Source organism: Epibacterium sp. Ofav1-8 (assembly GCF_022348185.1).
Classification (GTDB): Bacteria; Pseudomonadota; Alphaproteobacteria; order Rhodobacterales; family Rhodobacteraceae; genus Epibacterium.
Genome location: NZ_JAKRFD010000013.1, coordinates 53,399 through 71,266, shown reverse-complemented (window position 1 = coordinate 71,266; position 17,868 = coordinate 53,399). Strand labels below are relative to the sequence as shown.

General features: G+C 59.3%; 12 protein-coding genes. 9 read left to right on the top strand and 3 right to left on the bottom strand.

What is annotated here, in order from left to right:
• Positions 1 to 9 precede the first annotated feature (9 nt).
• From MHM97_RS18565 to MHM97_RS18530, 8 genes are all read left to right on the top strand, one after another.
• Positions 10 to 2,202, top strand: coding sequence for a type VI secretion system Vgr family protein (locus MHM97_RS18565; protein WP_239324275.1), 2,193 nt, complete (start codon positions 10 to 12; stop codon positions 2,200 to 2,202).
• Positions 2,203 to 2,212: 10 nt separating this feature from the next.
• Complete coding sequence (locus MHM97_RS18560; RefSeq protein ID WP_239324273.1) at positions 2,213 to 2,845, top strand: DUF6931 family protein; 633 nt, start codon at positions 2,213 to 2,215, stop codon at positions 2,843 to 2,845.
• 99 nt (positions 2,846 to 2,944) lie between these two features.
• The gene (gene tagH / locus MHM97_RS18555; protein WP_239324271.1) at positions 2,945 to 4,447 is read left to right on the top strand and encodes a type VI secretion system-associated FHA domain protein TagH; all 1,503 of its coding nucleotides are present in this window, start codon (positions 2,945 to 2,947) and stop codon (positions 4,445 to 4,447) included.
• Positions 4,448 to 4,475: 28 nt separating this feature from the next.
• The gene (gene tssK / locus MHM97_RS18550) at positions 4,476 to 5,816 is read left to right on the top strand and encodes a type VI secretion system baseplate subunit TssK (protein WP_239324269.1); all 1,341 of its coding nucleotides are present in this window, start codon (positions 4,476 to 4,478) and stop codon (positions 5,814 to 5,816) included.
• Between the two features lie 22 nt (positions 5,817 to 5,838).
• The gene (gene tssL, locus MHM97_RS18545) at positions 5,839 to 7,239 is read left to right on the top strand and encodes a type VI secretion system protein TssL, long form (RefSeq protein WP_239324267.1); all 1,401 of its coding nucleotides are present in this window, start codon (positions 5,839 to 5,841) and stop codon (positions 7,237 to 7,239) included.
• A complete protein-coding gene (gene tssM / locus MHM97_RS18540) occupies positions 7,236 to 10,811 on the top strand; it encodes a type VI secretion system membrane subunit TssM (protein WP_239324265.1) in 3,576 nt (1,191 codons plus the stop codon). Before tssL ends, tssM begins: the two co-directional genes overlap by 4 nt.
• Complete coding sequence (gene tagF / locus MHM97_RS18535) at positions 10,793 to 11,494, top strand: type VI secretion system-associated protein TagF (RefSeq protein WP_239324263.1); 702 nt, start codon at positions 10,793 to 10,795, stop codon at positions 11,492 to 11,494. The genes tssM and tagF overlap by 19 nt, the downstream gene beginning before the upstream one ends.
• Complete coding sequence (locus tag MHM97_RS18530) at positions 11,491 to 12,213, top strand: PP2C family protein-serine/threonine phosphatase (protein WP_239324261.1); 723 nt, start codon at positions 11,491 to 11,493, stop codon at positions 12,211 to 12,213. The genes tagF and MHM97_RS18530 overlap by 4 nt, the downstream gene beginning before the upstream one ends.
• Positions 12,214 to 12,258: 45 nt before the next feature.
• On the opposite strand, the gene MHM97_RS18525 is transcribed toward MHM97_RS18530, so the two are convergent.
• Both MHM97_RS18525 and MHM97_RS18520 read right to left on the bottom strand, forming a co-directional pair.
• Positions 12,259 to 14,418, bottom strand: coding sequence for a serine/threonine protein kinase (locus MHM97_RS18525; RefSeq protein WP_239324385.1), 2,160 nt, complete (start codon positions 14,416 to 14,418; stop codon positions 12,259 to 12,261).
• 69 nt (positions 14,419 to 14,487) lie between these two features.
• Positions 14,488 to 15,051 carry an OmpA family protein gene (locus tag MHM97_RS18520; protein WP_239324259.1) on the bottom strand — a complete coding sequence of 188 codons (564 nt, stop codon included), beginning with the start codon at positions 15,049 to 15,051 and terminating at the stop codon, positions 14,488 to 14,490.
• A gap of 178 nt (positions 15,052 to 15,229) precedes the next feature.
• Between MHM97_RS18520 and MHM97_RS18515 the strand changes: the two genes are divergently transcribed.
• A complete protein-coding gene (locus MHM97_RS18515; protein ID WP_239324257.1) occupies positions 15,230 to 16,072 on the top strand; it encodes a M15 family metallopeptidase in 843 nt (280 codons plus the stop codon).
• 93 nt (positions 16,073 to 16,165) lie between these two features.
• On the opposite strand, the gene MHM97_RS18510 is transcribed toward MHM97_RS18515, so the two are convergent.
• On the bottom strand, positions 16,166 to 17,704 hold the full coding sequence (locus MHM97_RS18510) for a caspase family protein (protein ID WP_239324255.1): 1,539 nt from the start codon (positions 17,702 to 17,704) through the stop codon (positions 16,166 to 16,168).
• Between the last annotated feature and the right edge of the window lie 164 nt (positions 17,705 to 17,868).

Below are 17,868 nucleotides of genomic sequence, written 5' to 3'. Positions count from 1 at the left end.
GGAGAAGCCATGACCGAAAGCAAAGCCCATGAAAATGACGTCGTCTGGATGTCTGGGTCTTATTCGGTAAAAGGGCTTATGATGCGCCGCGCCATCGTGCGCGAAGGATTGAGCAAACTTACCGAGACGACGATCGAATTCCAGTCTCGCAACTCTGCCGTATCGCTGGACGATCTGGTGGGGCAGACCATGAATGTGCATGTGGTCACCGAGGAGGGCAAGGAGCAGAAATTCTCCGGCCTGTGCATCTCGGTCGAGAACTTTGGCTTTCGCGATGGGTATACCCAGTTCGTGGCCGAGGTCAGACCCTGGTTCTGGCTGTTGACCCGAACCGAGGATTGCCGGGTCTTTCAGAACCTGTCAGCGCCCGACATTATCAAGCAGATCCTGTCGGAACACGGGTTTTCGGACTACAAGGACAGCCTGTCCGGGAGCTATGAAAAACGGGAATACTGCTTGCAGTATCGCGAAAGCGACTATGCCTTCATCTGCCGACTGATGGAGGAAGAGGGGATCTACTTCTTCTTTGACAGCAACACCAGCCAGTCCACCGCTGAAAAACTGGTGTTGGCAGACGGTCTCAGCGCGCACAAACCCATCAGTGAGAACGCCACCGCCGAATTCCACATTCGCGACGATGCGGATCGGCGTCGGGGCGAGCATGTGGCGGAGTTGAGCAAGATCGAACGGGTCACAAGGGGCAAGGTCACGCTCAACGACTTTGACTTCAACACGCCACAGGCGGATCTCAAGGTCAGCGACGCCCAATCCAAGGGCAAGCACCAGTACAAGACCTTTGAGGTGTACGACTACCAGGCGCATTATCGCAAGGAGACTGGACTGGGCACGACATTCGCCCGGGCGCGCATGGATGCGGAGGCGTTGACCTACCAGCAATGGCGCGGTGCGTCGTCGCTGCGCACCCTTGGTGCCGGCTATACGTTCAAGCTGACGAAGCATGAGGATAGCGACAGCAACAAGGATTTCCTTGTGGTGGAGGCGGTTCACTACCTCAAGGTCGACAGCGAATTCGGAGAGCGCGACAGAGGAGCCAAGGGAAAGGGCGACGCGGAGGAAATGCGTCGCGATCTGAAGGCACAGAACCTGGACTTTCCGAAGGAAATAGAAAAGGACAGCTACGCCAACACCTTCCGGGTGATCGAGAAATCGGTTCAGTATCGAGCGCCGCGCGTCACGCCCTGGCCTGAGGTGCCCGGTGTGCAAACTGCCACGGTCGTGGGGACGTCAGGCGAGGAAATCCTGACCGATGAACACGGCCGGGTCAAAATCCAGTTCCACTGGGACCGTGAGGGCAAGAAGAACGAAACATCCTGTTGTTTCGTGCGCGTGATGACACCCTGGTCGGGCAAGGATTGGGGGATGGTTGCAGTGCCCCGGATCGGTCAGGAGGTGGTGGTTCAGTTCGAGGATGGCAACCCGGATCGACCGATCATCACCGGCATGCTCTACAACGCGGAAACCAAGCCGCCCTACAAGTATCCCGACGATCAGACTCAACTTGGCATCAAGACGAATTCGTCGAAAGGCGGCGGTGGCTACAACGAGTTGATGTTCGACGACAAGAAAGACTCCGAACTGATGCGCATCCAGGCGCAGAAGTATCATCAGACGCTGGTGAAGGATCGATTGTCGATGACGGTGGGCCTGGATGCGATCGACAAGGAGGTCACCTCTGTCGATGAAAAATCCTACGACCTGACCATCGAACAGCATATGAACGAGACGGTGAAGTCCGGCGACCGAACCGAAATCGTGGAGACAGGTAACAAGGTCGAAACCGTAAAGACGGGCGACTATACCGAAACCATCGAGACCGGTAACAAAACGATGACGATCGAGACCGGGAACCTGACCGAGAATATCGACACGGGCAATGTCGAAGTGACGATCGGACAGGGCAATCTGACCGAGACCATCAGCCAGGGTGATCACACGGAAACCGTCAGCCTCGGGAACATCACAACCGAGGCCTCGGCTGGCAAGATCGCAATTTCCGCTGGCATGGAAATCACGCTGACCGTAGGTGGGTCGTCGATTAAAATCGACAACTCGGGTGTTACGATTAGTGGCCCGATGATCAAACTCGAGGCCGATGGGATGCTAGAAGCGAAATCTCCCCTGACCACCGTCAAGGGCGATGGAATGCTGACCCTTAAGGGCGGCGTCACCATGATCAACTAGGCGCGAAGACATGGCTGAGATGTTTGAAAAACTGGTGAAACTGCCAAAAGAACCTGTCGCGAAGATCCTCTCGCGGCAACAGGTTCTGTTGAAAACCCCCCTTGAGTGCGAAGTCAGCGCCACCGCGCCCGTCGTGCTGAAGGAGCTGTATGACAAGAAGGCGATGATCGATCTGTTGCGGCTGATGGGTATCCTCTTGCCCCCGCGTGAGCGGGTGTGGTGGGCCTGTTTGGCGGCGCGCGATTATATCGGTCCGCGCAGTCCCAAAGATCCGCCGTCGCTTGCCACTTCGGAGGCCTGGGTTTTGGACCCGACGGAAGACAACCGTCAAGCGGCGCGGATTACGATCGACCATGCGTATGTGGATGATGACACGGTGAACTGCGCTTGGGCGGTGACGTATCATGACGGCACGCTTGGTCCGGGTGATCTGCGTCAATATCCGGCGCCGGCCGGGGCGGCAGAGGCCGCCGCCTTTGCCATGAATATGGTGGCCTTGGGTCAATTATCTGATAAGTTTGAAGAACATGGCTATATACTGATCGAGCGTGCGCTGGATATTGCTCGAGGTGGCAATGGCCGTGTAGGCACTGCGGATGCAGGTGCTGCCGAGGCCCCGGAAATTGCTTCGGAATCCACCTAGGCCCGAACAGGAGAACGATACTATGGGCAGTCCCGCGCGAGAGGGTGACAACAGGGCTGGGAACACCGTGTGCCAACATGGCAGGGAGGCAGGCGCGCTATGGGCGTGAGGTTGCGTTTCCAGTCTTCCGGCACCATGCCGTCTGATGCAGCGCCCCTGGTGCTGCGCGGACCCAGCCTGACGATCGGGCGCGGGGCGACCAATGATGTGGTCCTGCCCGATCCGGACCAGATGTTGTCGCGTAATCACTGTGTGATCGAAGATCACGGCAGTCATGTGGCTGTTGTCGATCTGAGTTCAAACGGAACCTTTCTCAACTACGGGAAGATGCCCTTGGGGCCGACGCCCACACCGCTGAATGACGGTGATGTGCTGACCGTCGGATCGTACGAGTTGGCGGTCGAGATCACACAGGACGCGGCGCTTCCGGATCCGCTTGCGATGGAACCTGCGGCGGCCGATCCTTTGTCACCTGGGCGGGCTGAGAATGCGCCGGACCCTCTGGCCCTGCTTGACGATGCCGGACCCGGTGGGGATTTTCTGGATGATCTTCTTGGGGAAAGCGCGCCAACGGGACCGTCGCAGATCAACCCGGTGGACCCAATTGATGACCTTCTGCCGCCGATGGGCGAAGAGGAGGATCCGTTCTTCGAGCAACCCGATGACGGACGTCAGGGGCAGGGGGCGAGCCTGCCAGCGCATAATCCTGCCGCTCAGGATGGGTTCTCGCCGCAACACGCCCCGCAACCGAATGTAATTCCGGATGACTGGGACGACGAGTTTTTCTCTGGCATTGCAGGGGACTCCGGGAACCAGGAGCGTCCCGCGGCACCGCCGGAGAGACAAGAGACAAAGCGCCCAAATCCTGAGCCTGCCACAGCGCCGCCATCAGTAGAGGCGGACTCGGTTGTAGAGACAGAAGCGCAGGCAGCCACGGCGCGGCAGGATGCTGCACCTGCCAAAACGACAGCGTCCCCGGCGGAGCCGCCGCGGTCGAGGGCCGACGAGAGCGGTGCTGCACAGGCTTTCCTGGATGCGCTGGCGGTGGACGATCTCTCTGTTCCTGCCAATGAATACGATACAATGATGGATCGCATGGGCCGGGTCATGAAGACCTTCATCATCGGCCTGCGGGAAATCCTGATGACGCGGACGTCGATCAAATCGGAGTTTCGGATCGAACAGACGATGATCTCTGCCGGCGGCAACAATCCGTTGAAGTTCTCGATCTCGCCCGAGCAGGCGATCGAGGCGATGGTCAAACCCAAGGCGCGTGGTTATCTGGACGCGGAAGCAGCCGCGGAGGAAGCGCTACGGGACATCAAGGCGCATGAGATTGCGATGGTGACCGGCATGGAGGCGGCGCTTAAAGGGGTGCTTGCCAAGTTGGATCCCAAGTTGCTGGAAGCCCAGATTGAAAAAAAGGGTGGTCTGGGTGGCCTGTTGCGGAACAGGAAAGCCCAGTATTGGGACGTCTACGAGGAGCATTATGCCGAAATCTCCGATCAGGCGGAAAACGAGTTTCATGATCTGTTCAGCCGCGAGTTCGCTCGGGCCTACAAGGCTCAGATGGATCGGTTGAAAGAGGAATCCGACGCCTAGGCGCCGGTGACAACGAAAGGAGAGCCGAGTGTCCTGGGACAGCAAGGTGCTTTGGACCGAGGGGTTGTTTTTGCAGCCTCATCATTTCCAACAGGCTGATCGATATATGGAAGCCCAGGTCGCTGGCCTTGCACGGCGACTGGTGCCCTATGCGTGGGGGCTGACGGGGGTCGAAATCGATTTCGAAGCATTGAAAATCGGCCAGTTTGCCCTGAAGTCCTGCGAAGGGCTGACCCACGATGGCGCCGTTTTCCGGGTGCCCATGGCGGATGATCACCCCCCCGCCCTGGAGGTGCCGCAGACCGTCAAGGACTGCATCGTCTATGTCACCGTTCCGCAGCGCCGTCAGGGCGGAACAGAGGTTGACCTGACGGGCGCAGAGCGATCTGCCAGCCGGTTGCGTCCGGGCAAGCAGGAGGTGACCGATGTGACCTCTGTCGATCGCAAGCCTGTCGAGCTGGATGTGGGTAAGCTGCGACTGCAGTTCGCCCTGGAAGTGGACGATATGGCAGATCTTCTGGCGATCCCCGTGGCGCGTATCATTGAAGTGCGGGCGGATAAGGAGATTGTTCTCGATCAGTCGTTTATTCCGTCGGTTCTGGACATTCGGGCCGCCGCACCACTCAATGACTTCCTCCGGGAACTGGAGGGGCTGCTGGCGCATCGGATGGAGGCGCTCTCTGGTCGGCTGTCCGAAGCAGGCGGCGCGCGCGGCGTTGCAGATGTGTCTGACTTTATGCTTTTGGCGCTGGTCAATCGCAGCTTGCCGATGGTGCGTCACCTGCGCGAAATTGAAAACCTGCACCCCGAGCGCCTGTTCACCATCGCAACCGGCCTGGCGGGGGAGCTGTCTGCGTTTATGAGCACTGACAAGGTTGTACCGGAGTTTCCGCCCTACACCCACGATAACCTGAGCGCCTGTTTCGCGCCGGTTATCCGGGTCTTGCGGCAATACCTGAGTTCGGTTCTTGAGCAGACGGCGATCCCGATCAAACTGGAACCGCGCAAATATGGTATCTCCGTGGGCGTGATTGCGGATCGCAAACTGATCGGCAATTCGGGCTTTGTGCTTGCGGTCAAGGCGGATGTACCGGCCGAGGATGTGCGGCGTCACTTTGCAGGGCAGGCAAAAATCGGCCCGGTTGAGGAAATCCGCCAGCTGGTAAACTCAGCCTTGCCGGGGATCACTCTGCGGCCACTGCCGGTTGCTCCGCGCCAGATCCCCTATCATTCGGGGGTCGTGTATTTCGAGATGGATGCCGAAAGCCCCTATTGGGGCAAGATGACCACGTCCGGTGGTATCGCCGTACATGTGTCCGGCCAATACCCGGGGCTCAGCATGGAGCTTTGGGCTATTCGCAATGCGTGAGCGCGGCTGAGGGAGTATGCCAATGGGCGATTTCGACGATCCTTTTGCGGAGCCGGGCGACACCGACAAAACGGTGATCCGGCCCAATCCCGGTGGCCGGCGTGCGGCACAGCCGCAGGCACCCAGCGCACCAGCACCGCAGCCCGTTGCCTCGGGCGGTGATGCGGCATTTGGCGTGCCGCGATCGGCGCCGGCGGCCTCGACGTCGGGGGCCAAGGCGCCAGCGGTCGCGCTGACCGGCATGAACCAGCTGACGGCTTGCGCAACGGCGCTGTTTGCGCTGATCAGCCGGATCCGCAACCGGGCACAGCATATGGACCCCGACAAGCTGCGCCAGAGTGTGGTTGGCGAGGTGCGTGCTTTTGAAAATCGTGCCCTGCAGGCAGGGATCCCAGCGCAAACTGTAAAAATTGCGCGCTATGCGCTGTGCGCGACATTGGATGATGTTGTGTTGAATACGCCGTGGGGCGGGCAATCTGCCTGGGGCTTGCAGTCCATGGTCGGCACCTTCCACCGTGAAACCGTCGGCGGTGACCGTTTTTATGATCTGCTTGCGCGTTTGGAGAAAGAGCCTGCAACCAATATCGACATGCTGGAGTTTCTCTACATGTGCATGTCGCTGGGGTTCGAGGGGCGCTTGCGGGTAGAGCCGGGCGGATCCGAGAAACACCTGCAAATTCGCGCCGCTCTGGCCCGGATCATCCGCGGCCAGCGTGGACAAGTCGAGTGGGAACTGTCACCGAACTGGAAAGGCGTCGTAAAACCCTTTGTGGTGCGTTCCGCCTGGCGGTTGGTCTGGATCTCTATCGCTGTTGCTGCTGTTTTGCTGGCGGGACAGTTCGTCGGACTAAGCTGGGCGCTGTCATCGAACACCGAACGGGTCATTGGCAAGATGCAGACCGTCGAAGCAGGGCAGGTCGCCACATTGGAGCGCCGCGCTCCGCCACCACCGCCACCGCCACCAGTCCCCACCATCGAGCAGCAGGTGGCAAAGGTCGCCGGTTTCCTGGATCAGGAGATCAAGGATGGCATTGTCGAGGTCTTTCCCAAGGGCAATACGCTGACCATACGTTTGGCGGGCTCCGGCATGTTCGGGTCTGGCTCGGATCAACTGAAAGCCGCTTTTGATGATCCGATCGACCGGGTGGCAGAGGCGCTGAACGATGAACCGGGCCGGGTGATTGTTGTGGGGCATTCCGACAATGTGCCGATCCGGTCTGCACGGTTCCCATCAAACATGGCCCTGTCCTTGGCCCGCGCCAAATCCGTTATGGCGCGCATGGCGGACGAGTTGAGCGCTCCGGAACGGCTGTCGGCCGAGGGGCGCGCGGACAAAGAGCCGATCGCGGACAACGCCACCCGCGAAGGGCGTGCCAAGAACCGAAGAATTGAAGTCCTGCTTGTGCAGGAGGTGCAAGAATGATCCGTCGCTTTATCCTGCCGTTGTTTCGCTCGATTTATACCATCCTGATACTGCTGGCAGCGGCGCTGTCAGCCTGTATCTGGTATTTTTCGCCTTTCATCGGCTCTGATACCTGGCGTCCGTTTGACAGTATGTCGTCGCGGCTGATTGCCATCGGCGTCCTGTGGGTGCTGACCTTGCTGACGCTGCTGCTGATCGCTCTGATCCGGGCACGGCGCGACCGTCAGATGACCGAAGAAATCGCGGAGGCTGTCGATACTGCAGAGGATGATGTCATCGGTGAGGAACTTGTCGAGCTGAAAGGCAAGTTCAAGACGGCGCTGACCGAGCTGCGGAAGTCCAAGAACGGGCGCAAGCACCTCAATCAACTGCCCTGGTACATCATGATTGGTCCGCCCGGCGCGGGCAAGACCACCGCAATCGTGAACTCCGGCCTGCAGTTCCCATTGGCCGACAAACTGGGCAAGGCTGCGATTGGCGGTGTCGGCGGCACGCGGAATTGCGACTGGTGGTTCACCAACAAGGCTGTCCTGATCGATACGGCGGGTCGCTATACGACGCAGGAAAGCGATCAGGAAACCGACAATGCTGCCTGGCTCGGGTTTCTCAACCTTCTGAAGAAATATCGCAAGCGTCAGCCGATCAACGGGGCGATCATTGCGATTTCGCTCTCCGACCTCTCCCTTCAGGATGAGTTGACGCAAAAGGCCCATGCCACTGCCATTCGCAACCGGCTGGCCGAACTGCGCGAACGTCTCGGCGTGCGCTTTCCGGTCTATGTCGTCTTTACCAAGGCGGACTTGATCGCAGGTTTTCAGGAGTATTACGACACGCTTGGCAAGGAAGAGCGCGAGCAGGTCTGGGGCTTCACCCTGCCGTTGGCCAAGGCCAAGTCCGATGCGGACCCGATCACCCGATTTGATGAGGAATTTGCGGGTTTGCTCGGGCAGCTGAACGCTCAGCTTATGGAAAAGATGCAGGCGGAAACCGATCCGCAGCGTCGGGCGCTGGTGGCGGGTTTCCCCTCGCAAGTTGCCTCTGTGCGCGGGGTGGCGCGCGAGTTCCTGAAAGAGGTCTTTCAGGACAATGCCTACCAAAAGCGGCAGATGTTGCGTGGTGTCTACCTGGCGTCGGGCACTCAGGAAGGCACCCCCATCGACCGGTTGATGCTCGGCATGGCTCAGACCTTCGGCATTGGCCGACAGGCGATCGGGTCTGGCAAGGGCACTGGGCGTTCGTATTTTCTGACCCGTCTGTTCGAGGGCGTCATGTTCCCGGAAGCAGGGCTGGTGTCGTCGGATGACAAGATTGAGCGGCGTTATCGCTGGGCGCGTCGTGTCGCCGTCGCGGCCACAATTCTGGTCAGCGTGGCGATGGGGGGCTTGTGGGTCAATTCGTTCCTCAAGAACAAGGCATTGATTGCAAAGGCCAGTGCTCAGGTCGATGAGTATCAGACTGCAGCCGCGGCGCTGCCGCAAAGCCCGGTTGGTGATACCGACCTCGTTCCTGTGGTGGCCGCCCTTAACCATCTGCGGGATCTGCCGGGGAACCCCGTTTTGTCCACGCCGGAACCGGCGCTTTCCGAAACCTACGGCCTGTATCAGGGCGAGGTGATCGGCACCCAAGGGGCCCAAACCTACCGTTCCGCGCTGAACCGCCGCTTCCTGCCGCGGCTATTGGTTCGGCTGGAAGAGCAGATTGCCGGGAACATCAATGACGTCGACGCGCTCTATGAAGCGCTGAAGATCTATCTGATGCTTGGGTTGCAAGGGCCCATGAACCCGGATCTGGTCAAGGAGTTCCTCAACAACGACTGGTCCGAGGTGACATATTCCGGTGTGGTTCGACAGCAATTGCGTGCAGATCTGAACGATCACCTTGATGCGCTTCTGTCCCAGCCAATGGAGGAAATCGCGCTGAACGGTGACTTGATTGCGCAGGCACGTGGGGTTCTGGCCGAAATGCCGATGTCCCAGCGGGTCTATTCGGGGATCATAAATTCCCGTGCCGCAACCGAGCTGCCGCAGTGGCGTTTGACCGATGTTGGCGGACCGGAAGTCACGCGCGTCATGACCCGTAATTCGGGTAAGCCGATGGCGGAGGGGATCGAGGGGATCTTTACCTACAACGGGTTCAACAACGTCTTTCTGACCGAGGCCGTGAGCGTCTCCAACCGCTTGCAGAGTGAAGCGTGGGTCCTCGGTGACAGCAGCCAGGAGGCACAGAGCGAGGCGGCGCTGCTGTCCTTGAGTCGCGACGTGCTGGATCTCTATTACAACGACTTTATCGGGCGCTATGATGATCTCTTGGGGGATCTGGACGTCATCCCGTTGCAATCGCTGAACCAGGCCGTGGATGTTACGCGCATCCTGTCCGGGGCCAGCTCTCCGATCGAGAACGTCTTGCGCGCGGTGGCCAAGGAAACGCAACTGACGCAATCTCAATCTGCGCTCGACACCTCTGCCGTCAATGATGGCATCGGTCAGGTCGCGAGCCTCGAAGCGCGCTCCAGCCTGTCGTTGCAAGGCGAAATCTTGTTGGAAGCTCTGATGAAGTCCGCAACTACGCAAGGCGGGCAACAGCAGCTTCCACCAGGGAAATTTGTCGAGAACCGGTTCGCCTGGTTGCATCAGATGGTGGACGCCCCCGAGGGGCAGCCGTCGCAGCTGGATGGTCTGATGGGGCTGTTGCTGACCGTCTATCAGGAACTGAACAAGATGACGATCAGCGGGATTTCCACAGGGGGAGCCAGCAGCCAGGCGCTGCTCCAGTTTCAGCAAGCGGCGAGTCAGTATCAGGGGCCGATGCAACGCTGGGCCAAGCAGATCACGGTCGGGTCCTCCGGCATTACCTCCGAAGGGACACGGGCATCCATCAACGCCGCCTGGCAATCGGATGTCCTGCCGTTTTGTACGCAGGCGTTGTCCAACCGTTACCCGTTCAATCGGTCGGCCCGCGCCGATGTCGCAATGGCCGATTTCGCCAAGCTGTTCGCACCGGGCGGTATGATCGACGGGTTCTTTAACCAGCATCTCGCGCAATATGTGGATACGTCGACCACACCCTGGACCTTCAAATCGACCGGTGCGGGGGCGGATCTCGGGATTAGCCAAGCGGTGCTGAACCAGATGCAATACGCCACTGAAATCCGTGATGCGTTCTTTGCCTCCGGGTCAGCGCCGCTGGTGCCGTTCCAGATCACGCCCAAGGCGTTGGATCCAAAGGCCAAGGAGATGATCTTGGAAATCGACGGCACAACCGTTGCTTTCAATCACAAGATGGGTCAGCCGACGCCCGTTGCGGTGACCTGGCCGGGCTCGGTGGGGCTGGCGCGGATCACGCTCAACCCGCAGCGTCGTGACAGCGAGAATATCCTGTCCAAGGATGGTCCCTGGGCCTGGTTCCGACTGCTCGACGCAGCCGAAGTCCGGCGTACGAATGCGGTGGACCGTCGGCGCGTGAACTTTACCGTCGGTGGCCGCCTGGCGCTGTTTGAATTGCAGGCGGGATCGGCCGTGAACCCGTTTGCTCTGCCGGCAATGGCAAAGTTCTCTTGCCCGAAGTCGATGTAATGACCGCGGGTTTCGGAGCCTATGGCAAGATGCCGACGGTCGGCGACTTCTTTCGACTGTCGCCGCCGAGCGGGTTTGTAAAGATGTGGGACCCCTGGATTCAGTCGATCATGACCGCTGGGCAGCGCACGTACGGGCCACATTTCGACCAGTACTACATGTCCGCCCCGATCTGGCGGTTCACTCTGTCGGCTGGACTGGCCGGCGGACAGAAACTGACCGGCGTCCTCATGCCCTCGGTGGATCGGGTGGGGCGGCGCTTCCCACTCACGCTTGTCAGTGCTTTGCCAACGCCGGGTCCGGTCGGATGCGATCATCTCAGCGATACGGATCTGTTCGAACGTCTGGAAGATATTGCGCTGGACTGTCTTGAAGATAACATGAACCAGGAGCGACTGGCGCAATTGTTGGCAACGGTGAAGGTGCCGGATATGCGTGCGGTCGCTCCGGTCCGGTCAAGCGGGGAGACCATAGTCTTGACCGGCGTTGGGGAGGTGTCGCGCTTGCCAGTGGCCGTCGCGGGTGGCCTACTGGAACAGCAGGGGCGGGATCTCTCCGTCTGGTCAGCGGTTCTGGACGGCAGTCCGCGAATGTTGGCCTGCAAGGGGCTTCCCTCGGAAGCTCAGGCCATGGGTCTTTTTGACCTCGGCGCAAGTATCTGGAGAGAGGCCAGGCCGATATGACTGAAATGCGTAACACCCGCTTTGTTGGTCAAACCCATACGGGACTGGTTCGCAAGACCAATGAAGATGCGATCTTGAGCCTGTCCGAGCATGAAATCTGGCTGGTGTCGGATGGAATGGGCGGCCACGATGCCGGAGATTACGCCAGTCGACTGATCGCGGATATGGTTGCAACCATTCCTCCGGACCTTGGCCCGGCAGAGAAAATGCACGCCTTGCGGGATGCGATCCAGGGCGCGCACCGCGCCATACAGGCAGAATCCGACACTCGGGGCGGCGCGACGATCGGAGCGACGGTTGCAGTGCTCACCGTCAGTCAGGGCTATTTTCTGTGTTTGTGGGCGGGAGACAGCCGCATCTATCGCTTGCGCAATCGGCAGATCGAGTTGCTGACGACGGATCATTCGGCGGTGGCGGAATACGTCCTCGCCGGCAAGATGAACTGGGATGAGGCGGACCAGCATCCGCAGGCAAACGCGATCACCAGAGCCGTCGGCATCCCCGGTGAGCTTGTGCTTGACAAGGTGCGCGGCGAGACCGCGCCCGGCGACCGGTTTCTGTTGTGTTCCGACGGGCTGACCAAATACGCCACGTTTTCGATGTTGGAGGATATACTGTCCTCCACACCATTGGATAACCTGAGTGATAAGCTCATCCAGTTGGCGTTGGCCGGTGGTGGCGCGGACAATGTGTCGGTGATCGTCGTCGACGTGCTCTGACCGGGCAACACGCCTGATTGGTGCAGGCTTAAGACGCGCGCGGCCCTAAGGTTCGGCCGTGGTGAGAATGCTGCTGTCCAGTGAAAGGATATGCCCGGCGTCGTTGGCTGCGCTTTTTTGCAGGGCATCCGCAAAGCTGGCAGCGCTCTCCGCCGTTGGGCGCATACCATCAAACAGAGGCTCCGCCGAATGCAAGACAAGGATCTTGCTCTTGCCGAGGGTGCTGTCATCAACCTTGAACGCAATCCCATTTGTCGCGCTTGCATCCTCGAGGCTGAAGGCAACACGCAGAGGCAGCGCCCCCGACTGTCCGGAGCGCAGCGCACCGACTTCATGATCCTGCCGGTTGATATTGGGCAGCAGATGAAAAACATTTCCGGTTACATCAAGGATCGAGACGGTCAGAAATCCGTCCGTCAGCTCGGGGGGGAGGACGACGTCGATGACGGGATTTTCACCGATAAAGAACCGCCCCGATGGGTTCGGGTCCCCGGTGCTGCCGTCAAAGTACCGCACAGTTACCCCGCCAGGAGGCGCTTTCGGCAAACGTTGTTCCACGATGCAAAGTGCCGGATTGAGGACCTCCAGCTGCAGATCAACCGCCCGCCCGTCCGCGATGTTCGTGAGTTCGTCAAACAGGCGTATCTGGGTTTCTGTACTGGCGACCTGACCGGTGACACGCAGGCTCTCATCTGGCGCGTACCCGGTGCCAACTGACGCGCCCTGAAGGATCAGCGGGCCACAGTCGGCGTGCGCATCCACAATGTCCCGCGGGACGTCGCGATCCAGGAGCGGCAACTCGAACGCGATTTCAACGATGCCGATCAGGGCGCCGGGCATATCCCCGCCAAAAAAGCCATCGAGGTCGGCCAGGAGCTCCGCATCGGAGGTTTTGCCTGTCAGTTTGGCGTTGTTGTTCTCGACCACAAGACGCCAATCCTGGAGGCCGGATAACGGATCAAGCGTAAACAGGATATCACGTACCCAGGTCTCCGCGATATCGCCGCTGGCAAGGACAAGCTCCCCTTCATCGATGACATTCATCAGAGCTGAGTGAGCCTCTTCGCCGGGGACATTGCCCGAGGCGCGGATCGGTCCACCTTCGTTGCGCTCGACAATCAGGCGAAACGGATCCGCGACGGGATAGGATGGTCGCAGGAAGGGATCGAGGCTGCCCGACAGCCATGCGCCCGCACCGCCGATCACGAGCAGGAGCGTAACAACCAAGGCGATCAGGCCGCGGCGGGATCCCTTGCGCGCAGGCGGGAGCGGATCTTCGGCTGGCGTGGTGCCTGATGGGCGCACGGTGGAACGCGGCACGATGATGGTGGCATCATCGACGGCCTCCGCAGGAGAGCCCACCAGAGCATCGAGCGGCGTGGACTGGTCGCCGTCGGCCGCTACGCCCGGTGCTTTGAGAAAATCCAGGACCTCAGCTGCTGACTGGAAACGATCCGCCGGATCAGGCGCGCACATCCGTTCGATAAGCGTCTTGAAGGGCGGCGGCAGATCCTCGGTCACCAGAGGTTTTCGCTTGTTTTCCACCACTTCCATGGGGTTGGCCCCCAACGATGGCGCCTGCCCGCGATAATTCGCCAGCAGCAATGCGCCCAGAGAGTAGATATCGGATCGGGCGTCGGTCTGGCCGCTCATTTGTTCAGGGGCGGCGTAGGAGTATTTTCCGGCAAACTCGTTGCCGACAATGGTCTCTGCGCCTGGGTTGGTGTCCTTGGCGATGCCAAAGTCGATAATGACCGCCTGAGAAGGATCGCCCCCGCGCAGAATAATATTGTCCGGGCTCAAGTCGCGATGCACGATCTTGCGCTTGTGGGCGGCCTGCAACCCTTCGCTCACCCGTTGGCAAATCGTCAGCAGGTCTTCTACCGGCATTGGCCCTTGCTTGAGCTTCTGGTCAAGCCCGGGACCTTCTATATAGTCCATCAACAGATAGATTCGCCCGTCGGCCGTGCGGTGGTTTTCCGAATAGCGGACAACCGCGTCATGACGGATTTCGCGGATGTTCTCTTCCCGCGCCATCAGCACGGTGAAATCCTCGTTCCCGGAGAACTCCTGCTTCAGGATTTTCAGGGCAACCGCATTGCCTGAAATCTCGGAACGGGCCTTGTATACCTCTGACGTGCCACCCCGGCCAAGCAGAGCTTCGATGCGATAGGTATTGTTCAGCAGATCGCCGGGTTGAAACATGTCCCCGGGCCGGGAGTCGATCATTCGGGCCTCTCCAGCCTGGATAGTTTCACACGGTTTTTCATACGGTTAGCCCAGGGCCTGAAATTCCACCCGGCGGTTCTCATCCGCGCGCGGGTCCTCCGCGTTGAATGGCGCGGTCTCCCCCATGCCGATCGCCTTGAGCGAGTCGGCACTCACCCCACAATCGCTGACCAAATGCCGGCGCACTTCCTGTGCACGCAGCAGCGAGAGCCGTTCGTTGTAGGTCGCCGATCCGGAACTGTCGGTGTGGCCGATGATCTGGAACACGGTGTCGTCCATCGCCTTCATCGACGCGCACATATTGGCAAGTTTGGGTTTCTGGTCGTCGCGGAGCGTCGCGCTGTCGAAATCGAAGGAAATCTGGACGTTGATCTGCGATGCTTCGTCGAGGGCATTGTAGGCCTCGGCCGCCGTGGCGACGGTCGCAGTTTCGGTGTCTTCGGCGACACTGCCCTCTGCCGCGTTGGGAACGATAACCAGGCCACGCGTCTTTTGCTTTTTGAAGGCTTCAGTGATCTCTTCGACTGACAGATCCTGTGCGGAAACGGGGGCGCTCAGGCAGATAGCAGCGGTAAACAACGACATTGCCAAGGTACGGAAACGGACCATCTATGTGCCCTCCCTTATCATTCCTCTAATGTTACGCCGAGTTTATACTACGCCCCAGTTGGTGCCAATGGCTGCAATCCCGGTGAACACGAATTCCAAGATAAAATTCACTTTTGTAGCTGATAGGTTGGGGGTAGACCCTCCGTATTCAAGAGTGAGCTGTCGATAAAGGAATGCCATGAAGGTTCTACCCGCTATCATCATCGCGCTTGGTTTGTTGGCTGCTCCTGCGCTCTGGTTCGGATTGTCCTATCTTTTCAAAGAACAAGGCTACGGCAGCGGTGCTGTGGACTCCGAAGCGCGGATCGAGATCGAATTGCTCCGTCAGCAGGTCGAAGACACCCAACTGAAGCTGGACGATCTGCAAAAGGAACTGTCCTCGCTCGCAAACCAGAACCGGTCGGTCGCGCCCTCGGCGAATCTTCAGGACGAAGAGGATTCCCTGCTTCGGCAAACCGGTCCGAACGCGATTCTGGACTCATATGCGCAGGTCGTGCTGATCGCGGATCGGCGCAATGTGAATGATGGCCTCAAGGTTGCCGGCGGCACATATCTTTCCGAAAAGCTCGGCCGTCCACGCGAAGATCTGACCGATGACTGTCAGCCGATGACCAACGCCCGCTTGAAGGAAAAGCTTGTTCTGGAGCAGGTCGGGCCGATCCGGGTGCGAATGCTCGCGCCCGCCATCGAGAGCCTCAAGGTCGTTTTTGACAACATTCAAAAAGCGGATCCGGATCTCTATGAGCGGATCAATACGGCAGGATCGCTCTGTGTGCGCCGTATCCGAGGGACGCAGAATTCGCTTTCAACCCATAGCTACGGTTTGGCTGTCGACCTCAATATCGACGGCCGGTTGGATACGTTGGGCGATGGCAAGACCCAGCTTGGTCTGACGATCCTCGCCGATTTCTTCAAGGACGAAGGCTGGGTCTGGGGCGCAGGCTTTGGTCGCGAGGACAGCATGCATTTTGAAATCAGCCGCCGCCAGCTGGACCTTTGGCTGGCGGAAGGTCGACTGTAGGGCAGGGCCCACTGTTCGCGATTGATCACGCTGCATCCAGCCCACGATCAATCTGACCCCGAATGCAGGCTGAAAAGTTCCCGCTTCTGCGGCCTATCCGTCCTCTATTCCATATGCCTTTCTGATGCCGCGTTGGGTCCCCGGTCCAAAATCGCCATCAATGGCGCCAGCATAGAACTTGTTGTCGCGCAGTCGGACCTGAAGCGCGCGCCGGGTTTCCGCCGTGAACATGCGGGGTCGTTCGCTCAGCAGTTTCAGCACATCCTGACTTCCGGACCTGAGCGCCTGATAGAGGTATTTTGCCGCGTCTTCCGGACCTTTTGATGGAATATGCCCATCATCAATCAACGCCGCGAAATTGAACTGGGCTTGGGGGTGGCGCAGATCCGCGGCCCGTTCGAAATACCGGAGCGCCTTGCCCGGATCAGCAGGCAGCCCCAGCCCCCCCTGGTAGTGCATAAAGCCCAGATCATTGATGGCGTCGGCAAAATTCTGTTCTGCTGCAGAGCGATAGAGTTCCAGTGCCTTGGCTTCATCCTGAGCAACTCCGGTTCCACGTTCATACAGCTTGGCAAGTTCGAATTGCGCTTCTGGAGAGCCCGCATCCGCGGCGCGCGTCAGAAAATCCACTGCGGCCTTGGGGTCGAACCGGCCCTCATTCGGGTTGAGCCGCATATAGGCCAGGCCCAGCATGGACCGCGTGTCCCCGAGATCCGCAAGCGCCAGCAATTGCGCTTCCTGATCGGGGCGCAGACGAGACCAGGCTTTGGAGGCATCACCCGCATCGAGACCGTCGTCCCCCTCGGCCGGGCCGGCCAGGTAGAACGGAATGCCGGTTAAAGAGCCATATGTATGCGGTTCTTGCAGGTTGCCGGTTCGGTCCAGAACGCTGTCACGCACCTGACGGAACATCAGGCTGATTTCCAGTCCGGGTTGGGTCATCTTCTCCATCAGAGAAAGGGCAAAGGGGCTGTTGTTGCCTTTGCCGTCCAAAGCGACCTGTCCGTCCTTGGCGGCAAAGGCAACCAATGTCCCGCGATCCGGATTGGCCGCGGCCAGGCCCCCTCCGCCGCGTGTGGTCTCTTCTGGAGTGTTTCCGTTTGCAGCTTCCACGGCTGCCAGGTCGATCGCATCCCCCAGCGGGTTATCGCGACAGCTGTCGAGGATGACGATCCTCATCTTGCGGGCGCGGTCAACCGCTGCAAGCAGGTCCTTCAGTGACGGAGATTGGTCCTGAACATCCTTGTTCGAGGACACTTTCGCGTCGACCGGGATCAGAAAATTCTCGCCCTGAACCTCGATTCCATGTCCGGCAAAATAGATCAACGCAAGGTCGGCCACTTCGGATTTGAATGCAAACTCGTCCAACAGACGTTCCATTTCGGCGCTGCTGGCATCGACCGAGAGAGTCACGTCAAAGCCGATGGTCTCCAATGTCCGCGAGATCGCTTCTGCATCGTTGCGGGTATTGGTGAGTGCGGGGAGATGCGCATATTCGGACATGCCAATGATCAATGCTATTCGATCATTGGCAGCAGCCACCCGAACCACGGATGACAGTGTCGCGACACAGCTTAGGAAAAACAGCAGGACCAAAGGCTGACGGACCAGGGTGCGAAAGTTCACAAACATGCAAGGACTCACGGGGGTTTGAGAAATCAATTGCCGCAACGATACCCTGTTTTAAGCGGTTTGCGAAGAACGCACTCTTCCTGAGGGAGGCCGAGTCACGTCGCCGTTACCGGGTCGAGCAAAGCGACTGGTGCGATTGACGGTGTGTCCCGGAGCGGTCCCAA

What these genes read in the sequence shown, in the direction of transcription:
- MHM97_RS18565 (WP_239324275.1), top strand. Translation starts at nt 10, where the DNA reads ATGACCGAAAGCAAAGCCCATGAAAATGACGTCGTCTGGATGTCTGGG.
- MHM97_RS18560 (WP_239324273.1), top strand. Translation starts at nt 2,213, where the DNA reads ATGGCTGAGATGTTTGAAAAACTGGTGAAACTGCCAAAAGAACCTGTC.
- tagH (WP_239324271.1), top strand. Translation starts at nt 2,945, where the DNA reads ATGGGCGTGAGGTTGCGTTTCCAGTCTTCCGGCACCATGCCGTCTGAT.
- tssL (WP_239324267.1), top strand. Translation starts at nt 5,839, where the DNA reads ATGGGCGATTTCGACGATCCTTTTGCGGAGCCGGGCGACACCGACAAA.
- tssM (WP_239324265.1), top strand. Translation starts at nt 7,236, where the DNA reads ATGATCCGTCGCTTTATCCTGCCGTTGTTTCGCTCGATTTATACCATC.
- MHM97_RS18530 (WP_239324261.1), top strand. Translation starts at nt 11,491, where the DNA reads ATGACTGAAATGCGTAACACCCGCTTTGTTGGTCAAACCCATACGGGA.
- MHM97_RS18525 (WP_239324385.1), bottom strand. Translation starts at nt 14,418, where the DNA reads ATGTTTCAACCCGGCGATCTGCTGAACAATACCTATCGCATCGAAGCT.
- MHM97_RS18520 (WP_239324259.1), bottom strand. Translation starts at nt 15,051, where the DNA reads ATGGTCCGTTTCCGTACCTTGGCAATGTCGTTGTTTACCGCTGCTATC.
- MHM97_RS18515 (WP_239324257.1), top strand. Translation starts at nt 15,230, where the DNA reads ATGAAGGTTCTACCCGCTATCATCATCGCGCTTGGTTTGTTGGCTGCT.
- MHM97_RS18510 (WP_239324255.1), bottom strand. Translation starts at nt 17,704, where the DNA reads ATGTTTGTGAACTTTCGCACCCTGGTCCGTCAGCCTTTGGTCCTGCTG.